Origin of the sequence: uncultured Martelella sp., from assembly GCF_963677965.2 — a bacterium.
GTDB lineage: Bacteria > Pseudomonadota > Alphaproteobacteria > Rhizobiales > Rhizobiaceae > Martelella > Martelella mangrovi.
On sequence record NZ_CAXXFM010000001.1, the window covers coordinates 1360905 to 1378496 of the forward strand.

A 17592-nucleotide genomic window follows, 5' to 3' on the forward strand; every position below is an offset into this window, starting at 1 on the left:
ATGGAACGCAGACGGTTCTCCGCATTACAACAGGATGACCACGGAGAACCCTGCATGACATTGACAGACAGCCTCAGCCGAAGGGCCACGCAAGCGCCGGAAAGCGGCATCGTCGAAATCATCAATTATGGCCGCGAGCGCGACAATCTTCTGCCGCTGTGGGCCGGCGAAGGCGATCTGCCGACGCCGCAGTTCATCTCCGACGCGGCCAGGGTTGCGCTCGACAATGGCGAAACCTTCTATACCCATCAGCGCGGCATTCCGCCGCTGCGCGCAGCAATCGCCGATTATTATGCCCGCCATTTCGGCGCAAAACTGTCGCCGGAGCATATCTATGTCACCGGCTCGGGCATGCATGCGATCAAGATCATGGTCGAGGCGATGACGGATGTCGGCGAGGAGGCGATTTATTTCACCCCCGCCTGGCCGAACATCGCAGCCGCTCTCGGCGTTTCGGGCGCAAGACAGGTCGGCGTGCCGCTCGAATTTATCGACGGACGCTGGAACCTCGATCCGGCCCGGGTGGAGGCGGCGATCACCGACAAAACCCGGATGATCTTCGTCAACACGCCGGCCAATCCGACCGGATGGACGGCAAGCCTTTCAGACCTTTCCGCCCTGCTCGAGATCGCCCGGCGGCATGGCATCTGGATCCTGGCGGACGAGATTTACGCCCTTTATCATTTCGCCGGCGGCCGCGCGCCCTCCTTCCTCGACATCATGGAAGAGGGCGACCGGATCGTGTTCGTCAATTCGTTTTCCAAGAACTGGTCGATGACCGGCTGGCGTGTCGGCTGGCTGGTGGCGCCGCCGGAAATCGGCGACACCATCGAAAACCTCGTGCAATACACCACCTCCGGCGTGGCCCAGTTCATGCAGCAGGGCGCGCTTGCCGCCATACGCGACGGCGACCACGTCATTGCCGAGAATTTCGAGCGCGCCCGCGCCGGGCGCGACATTCTCTGCGACCGGCTTCTGGCCACCAACAGGGTCGAGACGCTGAAGCCCAACGGTGCGCTTTATGCCTTCCTGAAGATCGACGGCATCACCGACAGCCGCCGGGCAGCACTGGATATCGTCGACAAGACCGGCGTCGGCCTTGCACCCGGCTCCGCCTTCGGGCCGGGCGGCGAACCGTTCCTCAGGGCCTGCTTCCTGCGCAATGCCGGCCAGCTGGAAGACGCGGCCGAACGGCTGGCCGACTATATCCGTAGGCTTTAATTCCCCCTGCCTTGATCTTCTCGGGCTCTATTCACGGCCGCGGCGATAACCAACAAGCGGCAGGAATATTTCGTCCGTGATCTCCGCGATCGACTGATCGCTCGCCGGCTCCAGCGTCATCATCATCTCGTTGCGCAGGAGATCGACCGGCAGCGAGATGACGCGCGGTCGAATAACCCGGTCCTCGATCTCGCCGCGCGCGATTGCCCGGCTCAGCAATATTTCCATGACATGCTGTTCGCGCGAGACGATCTGGGTTTTCAGCTTGGCCGGACTGGAATTGGTCTCGCGGAAGAAACCGCTGAGCTCAACCGAAATCAACGAACCCATGCGCGTACGCCGTTCGACGATGTGGCGCATGAGGCCGATCACATCGTCTCTCAGATTGCCCGTATCGGGAATCTCGAGCGGATTGGCCGCCAGATGGTGGCGCATGGCCGCAACCGTCAGCTCTGCGACGTTCGGCCAGCGGCGGTAAAGCACCGGGCGACTGGTGCCTGCGCGCCTTGCGACCGCCTCCATGGTCAACGCGGCATAGCCCGATTCCATCAGCGCGTCCCACGCGGCCTCAAGGATCGCGGCTTCCAGTGCTTCGCCACGTCTGCGTTCGGGCTTCGGATTCGACATCTACACCTCGATAAGAAACACCAATGAATCCTATTGACAGGACACATCGGTAATATTAGATACATTAATGTATCCTATTTGCCAATGTCCCAATTGACAATTCCGCCGCGACAACGGCCATTCTACCAGGAAAAGGTCATGAGCAGTTCCTCCGACCAGAATGTTTCGGTCGAGCCGACAATGGTTGCCGACGAAAATAATGCAAACACGGTTTCCGCAAAGCGCCGCAGGCCGGGCCGTTTTATCCTGATGGCCTCGGTGCCGGTGCTGCTGGCCGTCATCGGCAGCTATGTCTATGTCACCGGCGGACGCATCGTCTCGACCGAAAATGCCTATATCAGCCAGGATCAGGTGCGGATCGTGCCGCAGGTCAGCGGCGAGATTGTCGCGATCGGCCCCGGCGAAAACGACCGGGTCGGCAAAGGCAGCCTGCTGTTCCGGATCGACGATGCAACCTATGTAAACGCCGTCGACCAGGCGAAAGCCGCGGTCGCTTCGGCGAGACTGGATGTCGAGAAACTGAAAACCGACTATCTGAAAGCCGTTGCCCAGCTCGACACTGCCGAAAAGGCGCTGGACATCGCCCGCACGCGCCAGAGCCGCCAGAAGACTCTTCTTGGCCAGGGCGCAGTCAGCCAGACCGCGCTCGACGAGGCCGACCTGACGCTGAAGACAGCCGAAGGCTCGGTCACCGGCGCCAGACAGGACGTCGCCAGCGCCAGGGCCGCCCTTGGCGGTGACCCGGAAATCGAAACCGACAAACATCCCGATGTCATGGCCGCCCTTGCAAGGCTTTCGGCGGCCGAACTCAACCTGGAACGCACAAGGGTCACGGCGCCTGCCGATGGCATCGTCACCCAGACCACGTCGCTCAGGCCCGGCCAGTATGTCTCCACCGCGTCCAGTGTGCTCACCCTTGTCGAAACCGCTTCGACCGTGATCGAGGCGAATTTCAAGGAAACGGAACTGACCCACATGCGGGCCGGCCAGCCGGTCGAAGTCACGATCGATGCCTATCCGGACACGACCATCAGCGGTTCGGTTGAAAGCATCGGCGCCGGCACCGGCTCGGCCTTTTCACTGATCCCCGCCCAGAACGCCAGCGGCAACTGGGTCAAGGTGGTCCAGCGCGTTCCGGTCCGCATCGCGCTCAACCTCGATGACCGTGCGCCGCCGCTGCGCATCGGCATGAGCGCCACGGTCGACGTCGATACCGGACATGCGCGCGGCCTGCCGCACTTCGTTGAAAACGGGCTGGCAGCGCTTGGTCTCGGCGAGACGGCAATTGCCGCAACCGGTGCGCGGAATGAGTGACGCCACGGCCGAGCCGATGGATATGCTCAACGTTCCCTTCAAGGGCCTGTTGTCCATATCCATCATGCTGGCAACCATCATGCAGGTGCTGGATACCACCATTGCCAATGTGGCGCTGCCATCCATGCGCGGCTCGCTTGGCGCCAGCCAGGATCAGATCACCTGGGTTCTGACCTCCTATATCGTTGCCTCGGCAATCATCACGCCGGTCACCGGCTGGCTGTCTGACCGCTTCGGCCTTCGGCAGGTTTTTATTGTCTCGGCAGCCGGGTTCGTTGTCGCCTCGATGGCCTGCGGCATGGCCTCAAGCCTCAACGAAATGGTCGTCTTCCGCGTGCTCCAGGGCCTGTTCGGCGCCTGCCTCGTGCCGCTGTCGCAAACCGTTCTGCTCGACATCAACCCCCGCGAACGCCATGGTCAGGCCATGGCCATATGGGGCATGGGCGTCATGCTCGGCCCGATCATCGGCCCGACGCTGGGCGGCTGGCTGACGGAGAACTGGGGCTGGCGCTATGTCTTCTACGTCAATCTGCCGGTCGGTATTCTGGCGATTGTCGGCATGATGCTGTTCCTGCCAAAGACGCCGCCAAAGGTGCGCCGCTTTGACTTTTTCGGTTTCGCCATGCTGGCCATTGCCATCGGCGCGCTGCAACTGGTGCTCGACCGCGGGCAGGCCGAAGACTGGTTCCAGTCGACGGAAATCTGGATCGAGACCGGCCTGTTCGTCTCCGGCCTCTGGGTTTTCGGCATCCATATCCGCAACGCCCGCGACCCGTTCATTTCACTGCATGTGCTGAAGGACAAGAACCTGCTGACAGCCCTTGCCCTGAGCGCACTGGTCGGCGCCATGGTCCTCGGCGGTTCGGCGCTGCTGCCGGCCATGTTACAGGACGTGCTCGGCTATACCGCCAGCCGTTCGGGCCTGATCATGGCCCCGCGCGGGTTGGGCACGATGATCGCGATGATGATCTATGGCCGGCTCTCCAACCGGATCGATAGCCGCATCGCCATCCTGCTCGGCCTGTCGCTCACAGCCTGGTCCATGCATATGATGACCGGTTTTTCCGTCAGCATGGGCGAACAGCCGATCATCGTGACGGGCATCATTCAGGGTTTTGGTCTCGGCCTCGTCTTCGTGCCGCTCTCCGCGCTTGCCTATGCAACGCTCGAGGCGCGCTACCGGGCGGAGGCGGCCGGCGTGTTCAACCTGGTGCGCAATATCGGTTCCAGCGTCGGCATCTCGCTGCTTTCGACAGTGCTTGCCTGGAACATCGCCACCAACCGCACGGAAATGACCGCAAAGATCGTCGAAAGCGGCCCGCGCCTTGCCGATGTGGCGGAAAAAACCGGCTTCGGCCACCATATTCTGGTGTTCCTGGTCAATTCGGAAATCAACCTGCAGGCGGCAATGATCGCCTATCTGGACGATTTCAAGCTGATGATGCTCGTGACCATCGCACTGATGCCGCTGGTGCTGATCATGCGCAAACCCGGCGCGATCAAGGTTTCGCCCGCCGACGCCGGACACTGACTGCCCGGCCTCGACGGGTTCTCTGTTACAGCTTGACGCGGCCCTTCACCAGCTGGTCTTCCCAGGCCAGCGCGTGGCGGACGATGGTTTCGAGATCGTCATATTGCGGCTCCCAGCCGAGGATTTCACGCACCCGGGCGGAATCGGCCACCAGCGCCGGCGGATCGCCGGGGCGGCGTTCGGCCATGTCGACGCGGAAATCGACGCCGGAAACGCGCTTGATGGCGCCGACCACCTCAAGCACCGAAAAGCCGTGGCCATAGCCGCAATTGGCAACGAAGTTGTCGCCGCCGTTCAGGAGGTGCATCAGCGCCTTCACATGGGCGTCGATCAGGTCGGTGACGTGGATATAGTCGCGCAAGCAGGTGCCGTCCGGCGTGGGATAATCCGTGCCGAAGATCTGCATGCGGTTGCGCCGCCCGGTGGCGGCCTGCGCGGCGATCTCGATCAGGTGGGTGGCGTGCTCGCGGGTCTCGCCGGTACGGCCTTGAGGATCGGCGCCGGCGACGTTGAAATAACGCAAGGCCGCATATTTCAGGCCATAGGCTGCCGCACTGTCACGCAGCATCACCTCGGTCATCAGCTTGGACCAGCCATAGGGCGAGACCGGCTGCAGGTTCTGCTCCTCGTCCAGCAGATCGACGCCCGGCTCGCCATAGACGGCAGCGGTGGAGGAAAACAGGAAGGCCTCGACCTTCGCGGCAACCGCCGTTTCGATCAGCGCGCGCGATTTGACCGTGTTGTTTTCGTAATAGGTCAGCGGATCGGAGACGGAATCTGAGACCACGATAGAGCCGGCGAAATGGGCAATGGCATTGATGTTTTCATCGGCGATCAGCTTCGAGACCAGCTTCTTGTCGGCAATGTCGCCTTCAACCAGCTTCGCCTTTTCCGGGATCAGTTCGCGGTGCCCGGTCGAAAGATCGTCAATCACCACGACATCTTCGCCGCGGTCGGTGAGTGCATGGGCCATATGGCTGCCGACATAGCCGGCGCCGCCTGTTACGAGTATTGCCATTTCATCAATCTCCTTGTCAGCACGAAACGTGCCCTGAAATCACGAATTGCCTTTTAAACCGATCGGCACGACAGAGAATGCGAGAGAAAGCGGTTCATTGGAAGGTATGTTGTAGGGGTCGTGCACCGGCGCGCCCCAGCTGTCATCACCGCCGACACCCATCTGCCGCGCGGCGATCGTCACCATCGTTTTGGTAACCGGCGGCAGTTCCTCCGGCCGTTCCGCCGTCTCAAGCTCCATCGTGCCATAGGGCAGCGCGTTGAATTCAAACGGCTTTCCTTCGGCGACAAAGCGCAGGCCCCGGCCGTTTTCATCCATCACCTCGGCAAAACGCGTGCCGGTGCGGTTTCCGCATTCCTGCGGCACCGAATAGGGCGTGAGATTGCCGGCAACGGACCGCTCGTAGATACCCAGACGCGCGCCGCGGCACCGGTCGGCATAGTTTTCCTCCGGCCCGAGCCCGTAATAACGGAAGCGGTCGAATGCCGGCGCCATGGTGAACTGCAGGCCGAAGACCGGCAGATTTGGCAGCCCCTCGCCCCCCGGAAAATCAGCCGTGACATGGATACGCCCGTCGTGCCCGACCCGATAGGTGACCTCCGGCTCAACGGCAAGGCCGGGCAGCGAGAAACGGTAGCGCACGGATGGCTCGTCGCCCTCGGCGTCAACCACCACCGGCCCACGCTTGTAATAAAGGTTTGCCGCCTGCCAGACGGCACTATCGAAGCCGTGATTGCGGCCGCGGTCATTGTCGGTCATCGCCCGCCAGAAAGTGAGACGCGGCGGGCGGCGCATGAACTCGATGCCGTCCGCCCTCAGCGAGGTCATGCCGCCGAAAATTTCCGAAAACAGCGCCGAACAGTCCGACGTTTCAACACCGAGGTGAAGATCACCGCGGATCGGTTTCAGCGCCACCGGCGCAGATGCTGCAACATCGCTCTCCACCTGGAAGACATGTTCGCCGAAGGCAACCTCATGGCCTGCTTCCGCCCACAGCGTTTTCGCCTTCAGGCACAGCGATGCCTGTACGGCATATTCACCGGGCGCAAGGTCGTCGGGCAGATCGAACGGCACGGTCACGGTTTCGCCCGCCGCAATCTGCGGTTCCATCGTGGTTGAAAACACCGCCACGCCATCCTTCAAAAGCCGGATGCCAAGCGATAATGCAGCGGAAGAGACGAACAGGTTGCGGTTGCGGATCGTCACCGCCTCACGCGCAGGACTGATGGCGAAAGACTGATAGAGCGCCCTGACTTCCTGCACCTTCGGCGTTTCCTCCCGCCACGCGGTCACGATGCCATCGGTGCAGAAGGTGTAATCGGACGGCCGGTCATCGAAATCGCCACCCAGGCCGAGACGGCGGTCGACCTTGCCATCGCCCAACGCCAGCGCCTGATCGATATAGTCCCAGATGAAACCGCCCTGATAGTGCGGATATTTGTCCGCAAGATCGGTATAGAGATGCATACCGCCGCAGGAATTGCCCATGGCATGGGTATATTCGCACAGGATGAACGGCTTTTGCGGATCGTCCTTCAGCCACGCCTCGACATCCCCGGGCCGCGCATACATCCGGCTTTCCATGTCGGATGTGCCATCATACCGCCGGTCGTGAAAGATACCTTCGTAATGGACCAGCCGCGAGGGATCGCGCGCGCGCAGCCAGTTCGACATGTCGTAGATGACGCGGCCGCCGAAGCTTTCATTGCCGCAGGACCAGATCAGGATGGAAGCGTGGTTCTTGTCGCGCTCCAGCATCGAACGGGCCCGGTCCAGCACGCAGTCGCGCCAGTCCGGCCGGTCGCCGGGCACCACCCAGCTCGGCTCGATCTTGTTATCCTTCTGCCAAGACCCGTGGCTTTCCAGATTGGCCTCATCGATCACATAAAGCCCGTATTCATCGCACAGCCGGTAGAAGGCCGACTGGTTGGGATAATGGCTGGTGCGCACCGCGTTGATGTTGTTGCGTTTGAAAAAGCGCACATCGAACAGCATGTCCTCATATGTCACCGCCCGGCCCCGGACCGGATTGAACTCGTGCCGGTTGACGCCGTTGAAGACGATGCGCCTGCCGTTCAGATGCATGACCCTGTCGATGATCTCGAAACGGCGGAAGCCGATACGTTCGGCGATGAATTCGGCGGTCGTCCCGTCGGCGTTCCTCAGGGTAATGGCCAGATCGTAGAGATTGGGCGCTTCGGCGCTCCACAGGTCCGGTGACGCGACATCGAAGACGGGTTCCATGTCATCTGCCGCTGCAAAGTGCTGCGGTTCGACCACCCAATTGCCGTCCCGGTCTGAAAGCGCCACTTCAACACGCGCACCGGGGTCCGCGAACGCGATTTTCATCGCAAGCTTCAGCTTTGCCGCGGTGAAATCGTCGGAAAGATCGGTGGTGACGAACAGGTCTTCGAGATGAAGCGCCGGCTGCTTTTCCAGCCAGACATCGCGGAAAATACCGGTCAGCCGCCAGAAATCCTGATCCTCGATCCAGCTTGCAGACGAGCGCTGGAACACCTGCACCGCCAGCCGGTTTTCGCCATCGGCGATCAGGTCGGTGACATCGAAACGCGAGGGCGTGAAACTGTCCTCGCCATAGCCCACGAACACGCCGTTGAGCCAGACGAAGAACGCCGTCTCGACACCGTCGAATGTCAGCACCACCCGGCCGGTTCCGGGTATGCTGCTGAAGGTGAAATCACGTATGTACGAACCAACGAGATTGTCCCTTGCCACCTCCGGCGGCCGCAGGGCCTCGCGGCCCTCCCAGGGATATTGCGTGTTGACGTACTGGTTTTTCCCGACCCCCTGAAGCTGCATATAGCCGGGCACTTCGATTTCATCCCAGCCGGAGACATCAAAATCGCGCGCATGAAAGCCTTCGGGACGCGCATCGACATTTTCCGCCAGGCTGAAGGCCCAGCGGCCGGAAAGGCTCTGCCGCAACGGATTGTCGGTCCCGCGTGATGCGGCTTCGGCAGACGGCCAGGCAATATGATCGGAGACGGGATCGAGACGGTTGACCGCAAACACCTGCGGGTCGGCAAGCCATGCGATGTTCGGCTGTGAAGACATTGCTCCTCTTTCTGCGTCTTCGCGCGTCGTCACCGGCAGCAGTCTGCCGCCGGCCTTCATATCCTGGTTCTGCCGGTTGATCAGCCAGCGAGATAATGGGTTTCGGGGAGATCACGCAGCCGCTCGGCGGCCTGTTCGGCGGTCAGGTCACGCTGCGGCGAGCCGAGCAGTTCGAAACCGACCATGAATTTCTTCACCGTTGCCGAGCGCAACAGCGGCGGCAGGAAATGGGCATGCATCACCCATTCATCATGATCATGACCATCGGTCGGGCGCTGGTGAAAGCCCATGGAATAGGGGAAAGAAGTCTTGAACAGGTTGTCGTAGCGTATGGTGATCTTCGACAACGCCTCGGCGAGATCCTCGCGTTCCTTCTCCGTCATTTCTTCCATCGAGCGGATATGGCGCTTCGGCAGCACCATGGTCTCGAACGGCCAGACCGCCCAATAGGGCACCAGCACCACGAAGCCGTCATTTTCGAACAGGATGCGTTCGCCAAGCGCCAGTTCCTGTTGCAGGTAGGCCATCAGCAACGGCGTGCCGTGCTTTTCGTAATAGGCACGCTGATTTTCGGTTTCCTTCGCCGCTTCATTGGGCAGGCTGCGGCTTGCCCAGATCTGGCCGTGCGGATGGGGATTGGAACAACCCATCATCGCGCCGCGGTTTTCGAAAATCTGGACATGGCTGATATGGGGGTGGATGCCGAGCTCCTCATATTGCGCGACCCAGGTATCGACCACCTTGGCGATATCGGCAACCGGCATACGGGCGAGTGTGAGATCATGACGCGGCGAAAAGCAGATGACGCGGCAGATGCCGCTTTCGCCTTCGGCCAGCAGCAGCCCATCCTCGAAGCGCTGTTTCGGTGCGTCCTCGGTCAGCGCGGCAAAATCATTGTCGAAGACGAAGGTGCTTTCATAGTCCGGGTTTTTCTCGCCGTTGATGCGGGTATTGCCGGCGCAAAGATAGCATTCCGGATCATGGGCGAGCATATCCGGCACCACCGCATCCTCGACCTGCCCCTGCCAGGGCCGTTTGGCGCGATGGGGGGAAACCAGAACCCATTCGCCGGAAAGCGGATTGTAACGGCGGTGCGGGTGATCGGAAAACATGTTCATCGGCTCAAGTCCTTGTCGTCTCGTTCATCCGGCCATCCCTTTTATTCGTCAAGGGGACCGGCGCCATCCTGCGGCGCGCAGGCAAAGATATCGGAAGTATGGCCCGTGGCCTCACGATAGGCCGAACGCACATTTTCGATAAAGCCATCGACGGCCTCGGCGGCAACCAGAGCGACCACACAGCCGCCGAAACCGCCGCCGGTCATCCGCGCGCCGAACACGCCGGCCTGCGACTGCGCGATCTCCACCAGCGTGTCGACCTCCGCGCAGGAAATCTCGTAATCATCGCGCATCGAGGCGTGCGACGCGTTCATCAGTTGCCCGAAGGCGTCGAGATCTCCGCGCTCCAGCACGTCGGCAGCTGTCAGCACACGCTCGTTCTCGGTGACGATATGGCGGCAGCGGCGATAGGTGAGTTCGGGCAGGAAATCACGGTTTTCCTCAAGCGCGGCGAAGCTGACATCGCGCAGCGCCGCAATATCGCCGAGCGCAGGCGTCAGCAGGCGCACGCCCTCCTCGCAGGAGTTCCGGCGCTTGTTGTATTCGCCATCAGCAAGGGCATGGTGCACCATGGAATTGGCCACCACGATGCGCGCTTTCGGATCGATCGGCACCGGCTTTTTCTCAAGCGAGCGGCAATCGATCATCAGCGCATGGTCATGCACGCCGTTGCAGGAGATGAACTGGTCCATGATGCCGCAACGCATACCGACATAGTCGTTTTCCGCCTTCTGGCAGATCTGGGCCAGTTCGACGGTATCGACAGCATGGCCGGAGAGCGAAAGCAGGGTGTAGCCGACCACCACCTCAAGTGCGGCCGAAGACGAAAGGCCGGACCCGACGGGAACGCTCGAGGACACAAGGATATCCGCGCCGGAAAACTGCTTTCCGGCGGCCGCGAGCATGACGGCAACACCGAAGGCGTAATCCGTCCAGTCACCGCGCGGCGTGTTTCCTTCCGCAGAAAGGTCGATTTCGGCGCTTTGGCCATTGTTGAGCGAGTGAATGCGGACGATGCGGTCATCGCGCACGGATGCCGCGGCCCGCGCCTCGAATTCGAGCGCTGCCGGCATGACGAAGCCATCATTGTAGTCGGTATGTTCGCCGATCAGGTTCACCCGTCCGGGCGCGCGGAAAAGCTGCGGGGTGCCGCCGAAACGCTCCGCAAAAGCCTCACGCAGTGAAACGGTGTCAACCATGATCCCCTCCCTGAATTACGACGCGCATGTGATGCTGAAACAACGGTATCGTCAACCTGACATATCAAGAAGACGGACTTTTTTTGGCAGGGCTGCCGAAAGAATGAAGTGCGCTGAAGACACGGCACGCCCCGGCCGCAAGACCGGAGCGTGCAATTTTACGAAGCGGGTTACTTGTTCAGGACCTGCTGAACGCCCTCATCCATATCCGCCAATCCATCTTCAATCGAGATGTTGTCGGTCATGATGTTGTCATGCGCCCGGTTGAGCACAACCTCGATATCGGCCGCCTTCAGGTTGACCGGCATTTCGAGATAGCTGCGAACCGTCTTCAGGGCGCCCTTGCTGGTCTCGTCTTCCGGGAAGCCCTCCTTGGCGGCGATCGTCGCCAGGGCATCATCGGTCATCAGTGCCGGGAAGGTGCCGGTTTCCGCGATCACCTTTGCGCCTTCCGGTCCGGCGATGAAATTGGCGAACTTCATGGCCGCATCCTTGTGCTCGGAATTGGCCGCAACGCCGATCGAAGTGACCGTGGCCGCCGTGGTGCCGGCCTCAACGCCCTCGATATGCGGATAACGGGCAATACCCCAGTTGGTCGCCAGCGATTCACCGGATTCGACCTTCTGGATCTGGGTGCCGATAAACCAGCTGCCCATCGGCATCATCGCGACAGCGCCGTTGTAGAACGGACCGGAATAATGCGTGCCGGAGGTCTTCAGCTGGGCGTAGGACTGTACCGCGCCATCTTCCTGAAGGCTCAGCACACGCTCATAGCAGGGCGCAAGAAACTCGTAGGAGCCGCCATCAAGCGTGTGTTCGCCATCCATGATGCAGGGCAGCTGCACGGTCGAACGCCATGTGTGGAACAGGCCGCCATAGGTCTTGTTGGCGCCGAAACCGGTTGTCAGCGCACGGGCCTTTTCGGCAAATTCGTCCCAGGTCATGTCGTTGGTCGGGTACTCGACACCCGCTTCGTCGAACAGATCCTTGTTATAGTAAAGGATCCAGACATCCGAACGGAACGGCAGGGCGTAGATGTTGCCATCAACCGTCAGCGCCTCGATCAGCCCGCCATAGGCTTCGGTATCGATGCCGTTTTCCTTGATATCTTCGGTAAGCGGGGTCAGGAGATTGGTCCGCACAAGGTTTGCATAGCTTGGCGTGTCCTTCACCAGAACAACATCGAGGTCCGAGCCGCCACCGGAAAGCTGGGTCATCAGCATTGCCGGAAAGTCGGCCGAACCAAGATCGGTGTGTTCAACCTCGATATCGGGATATTTGGCCTCGAAGGCATCGATGATCGGCTGGTAATAGGCCGTTGCATCCCAATCCCAGAGCGCCCAGTTGATGGTCGTCTTGTCCTGTGCCTGGGCAGCAAGCGGCATCAGGCCGACTGTTGCCAGAAGGGTCAGTTTGAGCAGATTTTTCATGATTACTCCTCCGTTTAGGCGCGCTTTTGCGCCGTTGCCATGGTTTGCGCGTCCGGACTATCCACCCCCCTGATACGGGAGAACGCGAAACCGGTTGCCTTGTGCGCCGAAAATGCCAGTGCGAGCGCGCCAAGGGAAAAGTTGAAGACCACCGGGGTGAACACGGTGACCGGATAAAAGGCGATATGGATGAGCCAGAGCGCCGCCACGAAGACGAGGCCCGTCAGCACGGGCAGCGGCCGGGCAAGGGCTGCCAGAAGCGCCACCTGCAGCAATCTCTTGCCGGAAAGCGGAAACCGCGTCAGCGCTGAGAACAGGCAGACCGTGACCGCAGCCACGAAAGCAATGACACAGACACCAATGGCGACCGGAACGACATAAACCAGCGCATGGCGGGCAAGCTGGCCATAGATATAAACCGCGTAGCCTGACAGGCCGAGGATCAGCGCGGCCAGAAGCCCCCAGCCCGTGGCCTTTAGAAAATAACGGCCAAACGCGCGGCGGAAATCCCGCCAGAGCCAGACGTTTTCGTCCTCGATCATCACAGTGGTGATGCTCATGCCGGCGGCCAGCGCGGCAGGCGCGGTGACCACGGGAATGGAACACACCAGCATCAGCAGGTTGAGCCTGAATAGGTCCCAGGCCTCGCGGACGATAATGAAGGCGAACAGGGCAAGACCCTTCTTCTTCGGCGCATTCTTGGGAATGCCCGGTCCTTCACGCATCATCCAGTTGGTCAGCCAGTTCATATGAAGACGCCTCCCGCGCCCCTCAAACCCGTTGTGCTAGTAAAGAATGGATTGCTCCGTTTCCTTGTCGAAAAGATGCGGATTGACGAGATCGGCGATCAGTTCGATGGTTTCGCCATCCTTCGCCGTGCAGCGCGGAGACACCCGCGCGATCATGTCATGGCCGTGCGCGGTCATGTTGAGGTGGATTTCAGCCCCCATCGGTTCGGCCAGATCGACCAGCGCCGAAAACGGGCAGGTAAGCTCCGGTTCGATATCGTAGGGCTGGGATTCATGGAAATTCTCCGGCCTGAGACCGAGCATGATTTCCTTGCCCTCATAGGGCGCCAGCCTGTCTGCCTTGTCGCCAACATGCAGCGGAAACGCCGTCTCATGGAACCGGCCGATCCAGTTGTCGCCGTCGCGCTCGACGGTAACCGGCAGCATGTTCATCTGCGGCGCGCCGATGAAGCCGGCCACGAACATGTTGACCGGGTGGTCGTAGAGCATCTGCGGGGTGTCGACCTGCTGGATGTAACCGTCCTTCATCACCACGATCCGGTCGGCCATGGTCATGGCTTCCACCTGGTCGTGGGTCACATAGATGAAGGTGCTGTCGAGCTGGCGGTGCAGCTTGGTGATTGCCGTGCGCATCGAACCGCGCAGCTTGGCGTCGAGGTTCGACAGCGGTTCGTCGAGCAGGAACACCTCCGGATTGCGCACCATGGCGCGACCCAGCGCCACGCGCTGGCGCTGACCGCCGGAAAGCGCCTTCGGCTTGCGGTTGAGGAGATGTTCGATATCGAGAATTTTCGCCGTTTCGCGGACCTTTTGATCGATCTCGGCTTCCGGCGCCTTTCTGAGCTGAAGACCAAATGCCATGTTCTTGTAGACCGTCATATGCGGATAGAGCGCATAATTCTGAAAGACCATGGCGATATCGCGTTCCTTTGACGGCACATCGTTGACAAGTTCGTCACCGATATAGAGTTCGCCCGACGAAACCTCTTCCAGCCCTGCAATCATCCTGAGCGTGGTCGATTTGCCGCAGCCGGAGGGGCCCACCAGAATGATGAATTCCTTGTCGGCGATTTCCAGATCGATGTCGTGAACGACTGTCAGCGCGCCGTATGTTTTTCTCAGTTTTCTCAGCGAGATACCGGACATAATCGTATCCTTTTCAAACCGCCTCGGGCGTTACCAGTATGAGGACCAGTTGCGCGAAAGCCGCGTCAACGCCTCGAGATAATAGTAGTCGCCCCAGGAGACGCACTCGTCGACGCCTTCCGGCGTGCAGGTGTTGTAGGGGGTCTTTTTCGAATAAGTGCCGTGGAGCACGAGGCCGTTGGAGACCGCCGGGTCCTTCACGGCATAACCATCGGCCAGGCTCTTCACGAAACGCCTGGCGATATCGCGATACTGTGCGGCCTCCTCGCCGCCGACAATGTCGGCCATTTCGAGAAGGCCGCAGGCGACGATCGCGGCGGAGGAGGAGTCGCGCGGTTCATTATCGCCGTCTGAAAAGATCATGTCCCAATAAGGCACCATGTCGGCCGGCAGGCGCGTCATGAAGAAATCGACCGCCTTCTTGAACATGGCCGCATATTCCGGCTTCGGGTCGTAGCGGTAGGAAAGCGCCAGCCCGTAGACCGACCATGCCTGCCCGCGCGCCCAGTCGCTGTCGTCACGATAGCCCTGAACGGTAACGCCCTTTACCGGGCCGCCGGTTTCCGGGTCCATGAAAAAGGTGTGATAGGTCGACCCGTCCTCACGGAAGGAATGGGCCAGCGTGGTTGCCGCATGAATGCGGGCGATATCGCGGTATTTTTCGTCGCCCGTCTCGCGGCTCGCCCAGTAGAGCAGCGGCAGGTTCAGCAGGCAATCGATGATGTAGCGGTAGTTTTCCCGCGCGCCCATCTCGCCCCAGGCCTGGATGAAGCCGCCGACCTCATGAAAACGCGCAATCAGCTGATCGGCTGCCAGGATCGCGGCCTTTCGCCCATCCTCGTCGCCCACCAGTTTCCAGGCGGCAACGCAGGTTGGCGAATAGAGGAAGCCCATATCGTGGTGATCGACTTCAATTTTATTCTCGATCCGGTGCAGGAAGCTCTGCACCTGGATCTGGGCGGCGTGCTGAAACACCTTGTCGCCGGTCAGCTCAAAGGACAGCCAAATCTCGCCCGGCCAGAAACCGCAGGTCCACTGGTCATTGTCGATCGCCGGATAGAAATTATTCACGCTCGAATGGTTCTGCTGGCGATAGGTGAAGTCCGGCAGGTTGCGGCGCACCTGTGCGACCGCGACCTTGATGGCATCGGCGACTTCGGCATCGGTGATCGGGGCGACGGCGGTGATTTTCTCGTAAGCGGTCATCGGGATCAGCCTTTCAGTCCGGCATTGGCGACGCCTTCGACGAAGAAGCGCTGGAGCGCCAGGAAGACGGCGAGAACGGGGATGATTGCAACGACGGAGGCGGCCATGATCAGCCCGTATTCGGCCGAATACTGCGAGATGAACATGCGAAGGCCGATCTGGATGGTCTTCAGGTCCGTCTGCGTCAGGTAGATCATCGGGCCGAGGAAGTCGTTCCAGGCGAAGACGAAGGTGAAGATCGTCAGCGTCGACAGGGCAGGCTTCGACAGCGGCAGCATGATCTTCCACCAGATCTGGTATTCGTTCATGCCGTCGACGCGGGCCGCCTCGCACAACTCATCCGGGATCGACATGTAGAACTGCTTCATCAGGAACACGCCGAAGGCGGTAAACGCCTGCAGCGCAATCAGCGCCCAGTGGGTGTTATAAAGCCCGAATTCCCGCATCAGGATGAACTGCGGCACCATGTAGACCTGCCACGGCATGGCGATGGTGGCGATGTAGCCGAGGAACAGCACATCGCGGTAGGGGAATTTCAGCTTGGCAAAGGCATAGGCCGCGAACGACGAGGTGAACAGCTGCAACAGCGTCACCATGATCGTGATCTTGGCGGTGTTGAACACGAACAGGCCGAGCGGGATCTTGGTCCAGATCTGCACATAGTTGGACCAGCGCGGATTTTCCGGGATCCAGTGGATCGGGAATTCGAACACCTCGCGATTGAACTTCAGCGACGCCGACAGCATCCACGCAAACGGCAGCAGCATGATGATCGTGATGACGATGATCAGCGCATAAAGAGCGACGGTGGACAGTTTGATCTTGCGACCGAAAATTTTCATCTCACCCTCTCCCTAATCAAGGCTGCGCGAAAAGCGGAACTGGATCAACGTCACGGCCAGAACCAGCACGAACAGAACAAGCGCGACCATGCTCGAATAGCCGAGATCCCAGGAGATGAAGGCCTCGTTGTAGATGTGGTAGACCAGCACCAGCGTCGAGGTTCCCGGCCCGCCTTGCGTGATCATGTAGACCTGATCGAACACCTTGAAGGAGTTGATGGTCAGCATCACCGAGACGAAGAAGGTGGTCGGCGCCAGCTGCGGCAGCGTCACGTTCCAGAATTTCTGCCAGGAATTGGCGCCGTCGAGATCGGCCGCCTCATAGAGTTCGCGGTTCACGCCCTGAAGGCCGGCCAGATAGATCACCATGAAATAGCCGGCCTGTTTCCAGATGCCGAACAGGATGATGGTGACCATCGCCCAGTCCTTGTCGGCAGCCCAGCCCGGCAGGTTCTGCGGGTCGATGCCGAACGTGTAGAGGATCATGTTGACCGGACCCATTTCCGGGTTGAACAGCATGTTCCAGACAACGGCGGCAGCCACCAGCGAGGCGACATAGGGGAAGAACATCGCCGCGCGGAAGAAATCGCGCCCGAAGATCTTCTTGTTCAGCAGCATGGCGAGACCGAGCGAGCAGGCCATGGTCAGCGGCACGGAAAACACCGTGTAGATGATCGTGTTCCAGAAGGCGGCCTGGAAGGCCCGGTCGTGAAACAGCTCGAAGAAATTGGCAAGACCGGCGAATTCGATCGGGTTGGAGCCATCCCAGTGCATGAAGGCCAGGGCGAAGGCGAAGATGATCGGCCCGAGCGTGAAGACGGCAAAACCGATAAAGTTCGGAGCAATGAAGGAATAGGCGACGAGGCTGGCGCGCCGCGTCTGCTGACGCTTGGTCAGCACACGACGCTTTTTCCTCGTTTGCCCGCTCGCGGTATCCAAGCCGGTGGCAGCCACATGATCCTCCCATCCTTGGGATTGCCTCATCGGAACAACCCCGGAATGCTTTTAGCGACCGCCCTGACGGACGTTCGCGATTTTGACTTATCCTATCTTCGTAAAAGATATAATACAAGTATCCCAAAATGTATTTTTTTGACTAAAATTTATCACATATAT

The 17592-nt window shown here is 60.2% G+C and carries 14 protein-coding genes; 3 read left to right on the plus strand and 11 right to left on the minus strand.

The features are described 5' to 3' along the window. Positions 1-54 precede the first annotated feature (54 nt). A complete protein-coding gene (locus ACHZCU_RS06505; RefSeq protein ID WP_319518122.1) occupies positions 55-1221 on the plus strand; it encodes a pyridoxal phosphate-dependent aminotransferase in 1167 nt (388 codons plus the stop codon). Positions 1222-1248: 27 nt separating this feature from the next. Here the strand turns inward: ACHZCU_RS06505 and ACHZCU_RS06510 are convergent, their stop codons facing one another. Beyond that, complete coding sequence (locus tag ACHZCU_RS06510; protein ID WP_319518123.1) at positions 1249-1848, minus strand: TetR/AcrR family transcriptional regulator; 600 nt, start codon at positions 1846-1848, stop codon at positions 1249-1251. 138 nt (positions 1849-1986) lie between these two features. Between ACHZCU_RS06510 and ACHZCU_RS06515 the strand changes: the two genes are divergently transcribed. Further along, a complete protein-coding gene (locus ACHZCU_RS06515) occupies positions 1987-3162 on the plus strand; it encodes an HlyD family secretion protein (RefSeq protein ID WP_319518124.1) in 1176 nt (391 codons plus the stop codon). Beyond that, a complete protein-coding gene (locus ACHZCU_RS06520) occupies positions 3155-4693 on the plus strand; it encodes a DHA2 family efflux MFS transporter permease subunit (protein WP_319518125.1) in 1539 nt (512 codons plus the stop codon). The genes ACHZCU_RS06515 and ACHZCU_RS06520 overlap by 8 nt, the downstream gene beginning before the upstream one ends. 25 nt (positions 4694-4718) lie before the next feature. On the opposite strand, the gene galE is transcribed toward ACHZCU_RS06520, so the two are convergent. The 10 genes from galE to ACHZCU_RS06570 all read right to left on the minus strand — a co-directional run bounded on the left by galE (position 4719) and on the right by ACHZCU_RS06570 (position 17460). Further along, positions 4719-5711 (minus strand): UDP-glucose 4-epimerase GalE, encoded by a 993-nt coding sequence (galE, locus tag ACHZCU_RS06525; RefSeq protein ID WP_319518126.1) that lies wholly within the window; start codon positions 5709-5711, stop codon positions 4719-4721. 39 nt (positions 5712-5750) lie between these two features. Next, positions 5751-8786 carry a glycoside hydrolase family 2 TIM barrel-domain containing protein gene (locus ACHZCU_RS06530; RefSeq protein ID WP_319518127.1) on the minus strand — a complete coding sequence of 1012 codons (3036 nt, stop codon included), beginning with the start codon at positions 8784-8786 and terminating at the stop codon, positions 5751-5753. Positions 8787-8866: 80 nt separating this feature from the next. After that, positions 8867-9904 (minus strand): UDP-glucose--hexose-1-phosphate uridylyltransferase, encoded by a 1038-nt coding sequence (locus ACHZCU_RS06535; protein ID WP_319518128.1) that lies wholly within the window; start codon positions 9902-9904, stop codon positions 8867-8869. Positions 9905-9945: 41 nt separating this feature from the next. Further along, positions 9946-11103: a galactokinase gene (locus tag ACHZCU_RS06540; RefSeq protein WP_319518129.1), complete on the minus strand. Its 1158-nt coding sequence runs from the start codon at positions 11101-11103 to the stop codon at positions 9946-9948. Positions 11104-11273: 170 nt separating this feature from the next. Then, on the minus strand, positions 11274-12533 hold the full coding sequence (locus tag ACHZCU_RS06545) for a sugar ABC transporter substrate-binding protein (protein ID WP_319518130.1): 1260 nt from the start codon (positions 12531-12533) through the stop codon (positions 11274-11276). 14 nt (positions 12534-12547) lie between these two features. After that, complete coding sequence (locus tag ACHZCU_RS06550; protein WP_319518131.1) at positions 12548-13282, minus strand: DUF624 domain-containing protein; 735 nt, start codon at positions 13280-13282, stop codon at positions 12548-12550. A gap of 36 nt (positions 13283-13318) precedes the next feature. After that, positions 13319-14428 (minus strand): sn-glycerol-3-phosphate ABC transporter ATP-binding protein UgpC, encoded by a 1110-nt coding sequence (locus tag ACHZCU_RS06555; RefSeq protein ID WP_319518132.1) that lies wholly within the window; start codon positions 14426-14428, stop codon positions 13319-13321. A 30-nt stretch (positions 14429-14458) separates the two neighbouring features. Then, positions 14459-15634, minus strand: coding sequence for a glycoside hydrolase family 88 protein (locus ACHZCU_RS06560; protein WP_319518133.1), 1176 nt, complete (start codon positions 15632-15634; stop codon positions 14459-14461). A 5-nt stretch (positions 15635-15639) separates the two neighbouring features. Beyond that, positions 15640-16476 (minus strand): carbohydrate ABC transporter permease, encoded by an 837-nt coding sequence (locus ACHZCU_RS06565; protein ID WP_106307869.1) that lies wholly within the window; start codon positions 16474-16476, stop codon positions 15640-15642. A gap of 12 nt (positions 16477-16488) precedes the next feature. Further along, on the minus strand, positions 16489-17460 hold the full coding sequence (locus ACHZCU_RS06570; protein WP_394706032.1) for a carbohydrate ABC transporter permease: 972 nt from the start codon (positions 17458-17460) through the stop codon (positions 16489-16491). Between the last annotated feature and the right edge of the window lie 132 nt (positions 17461-17592).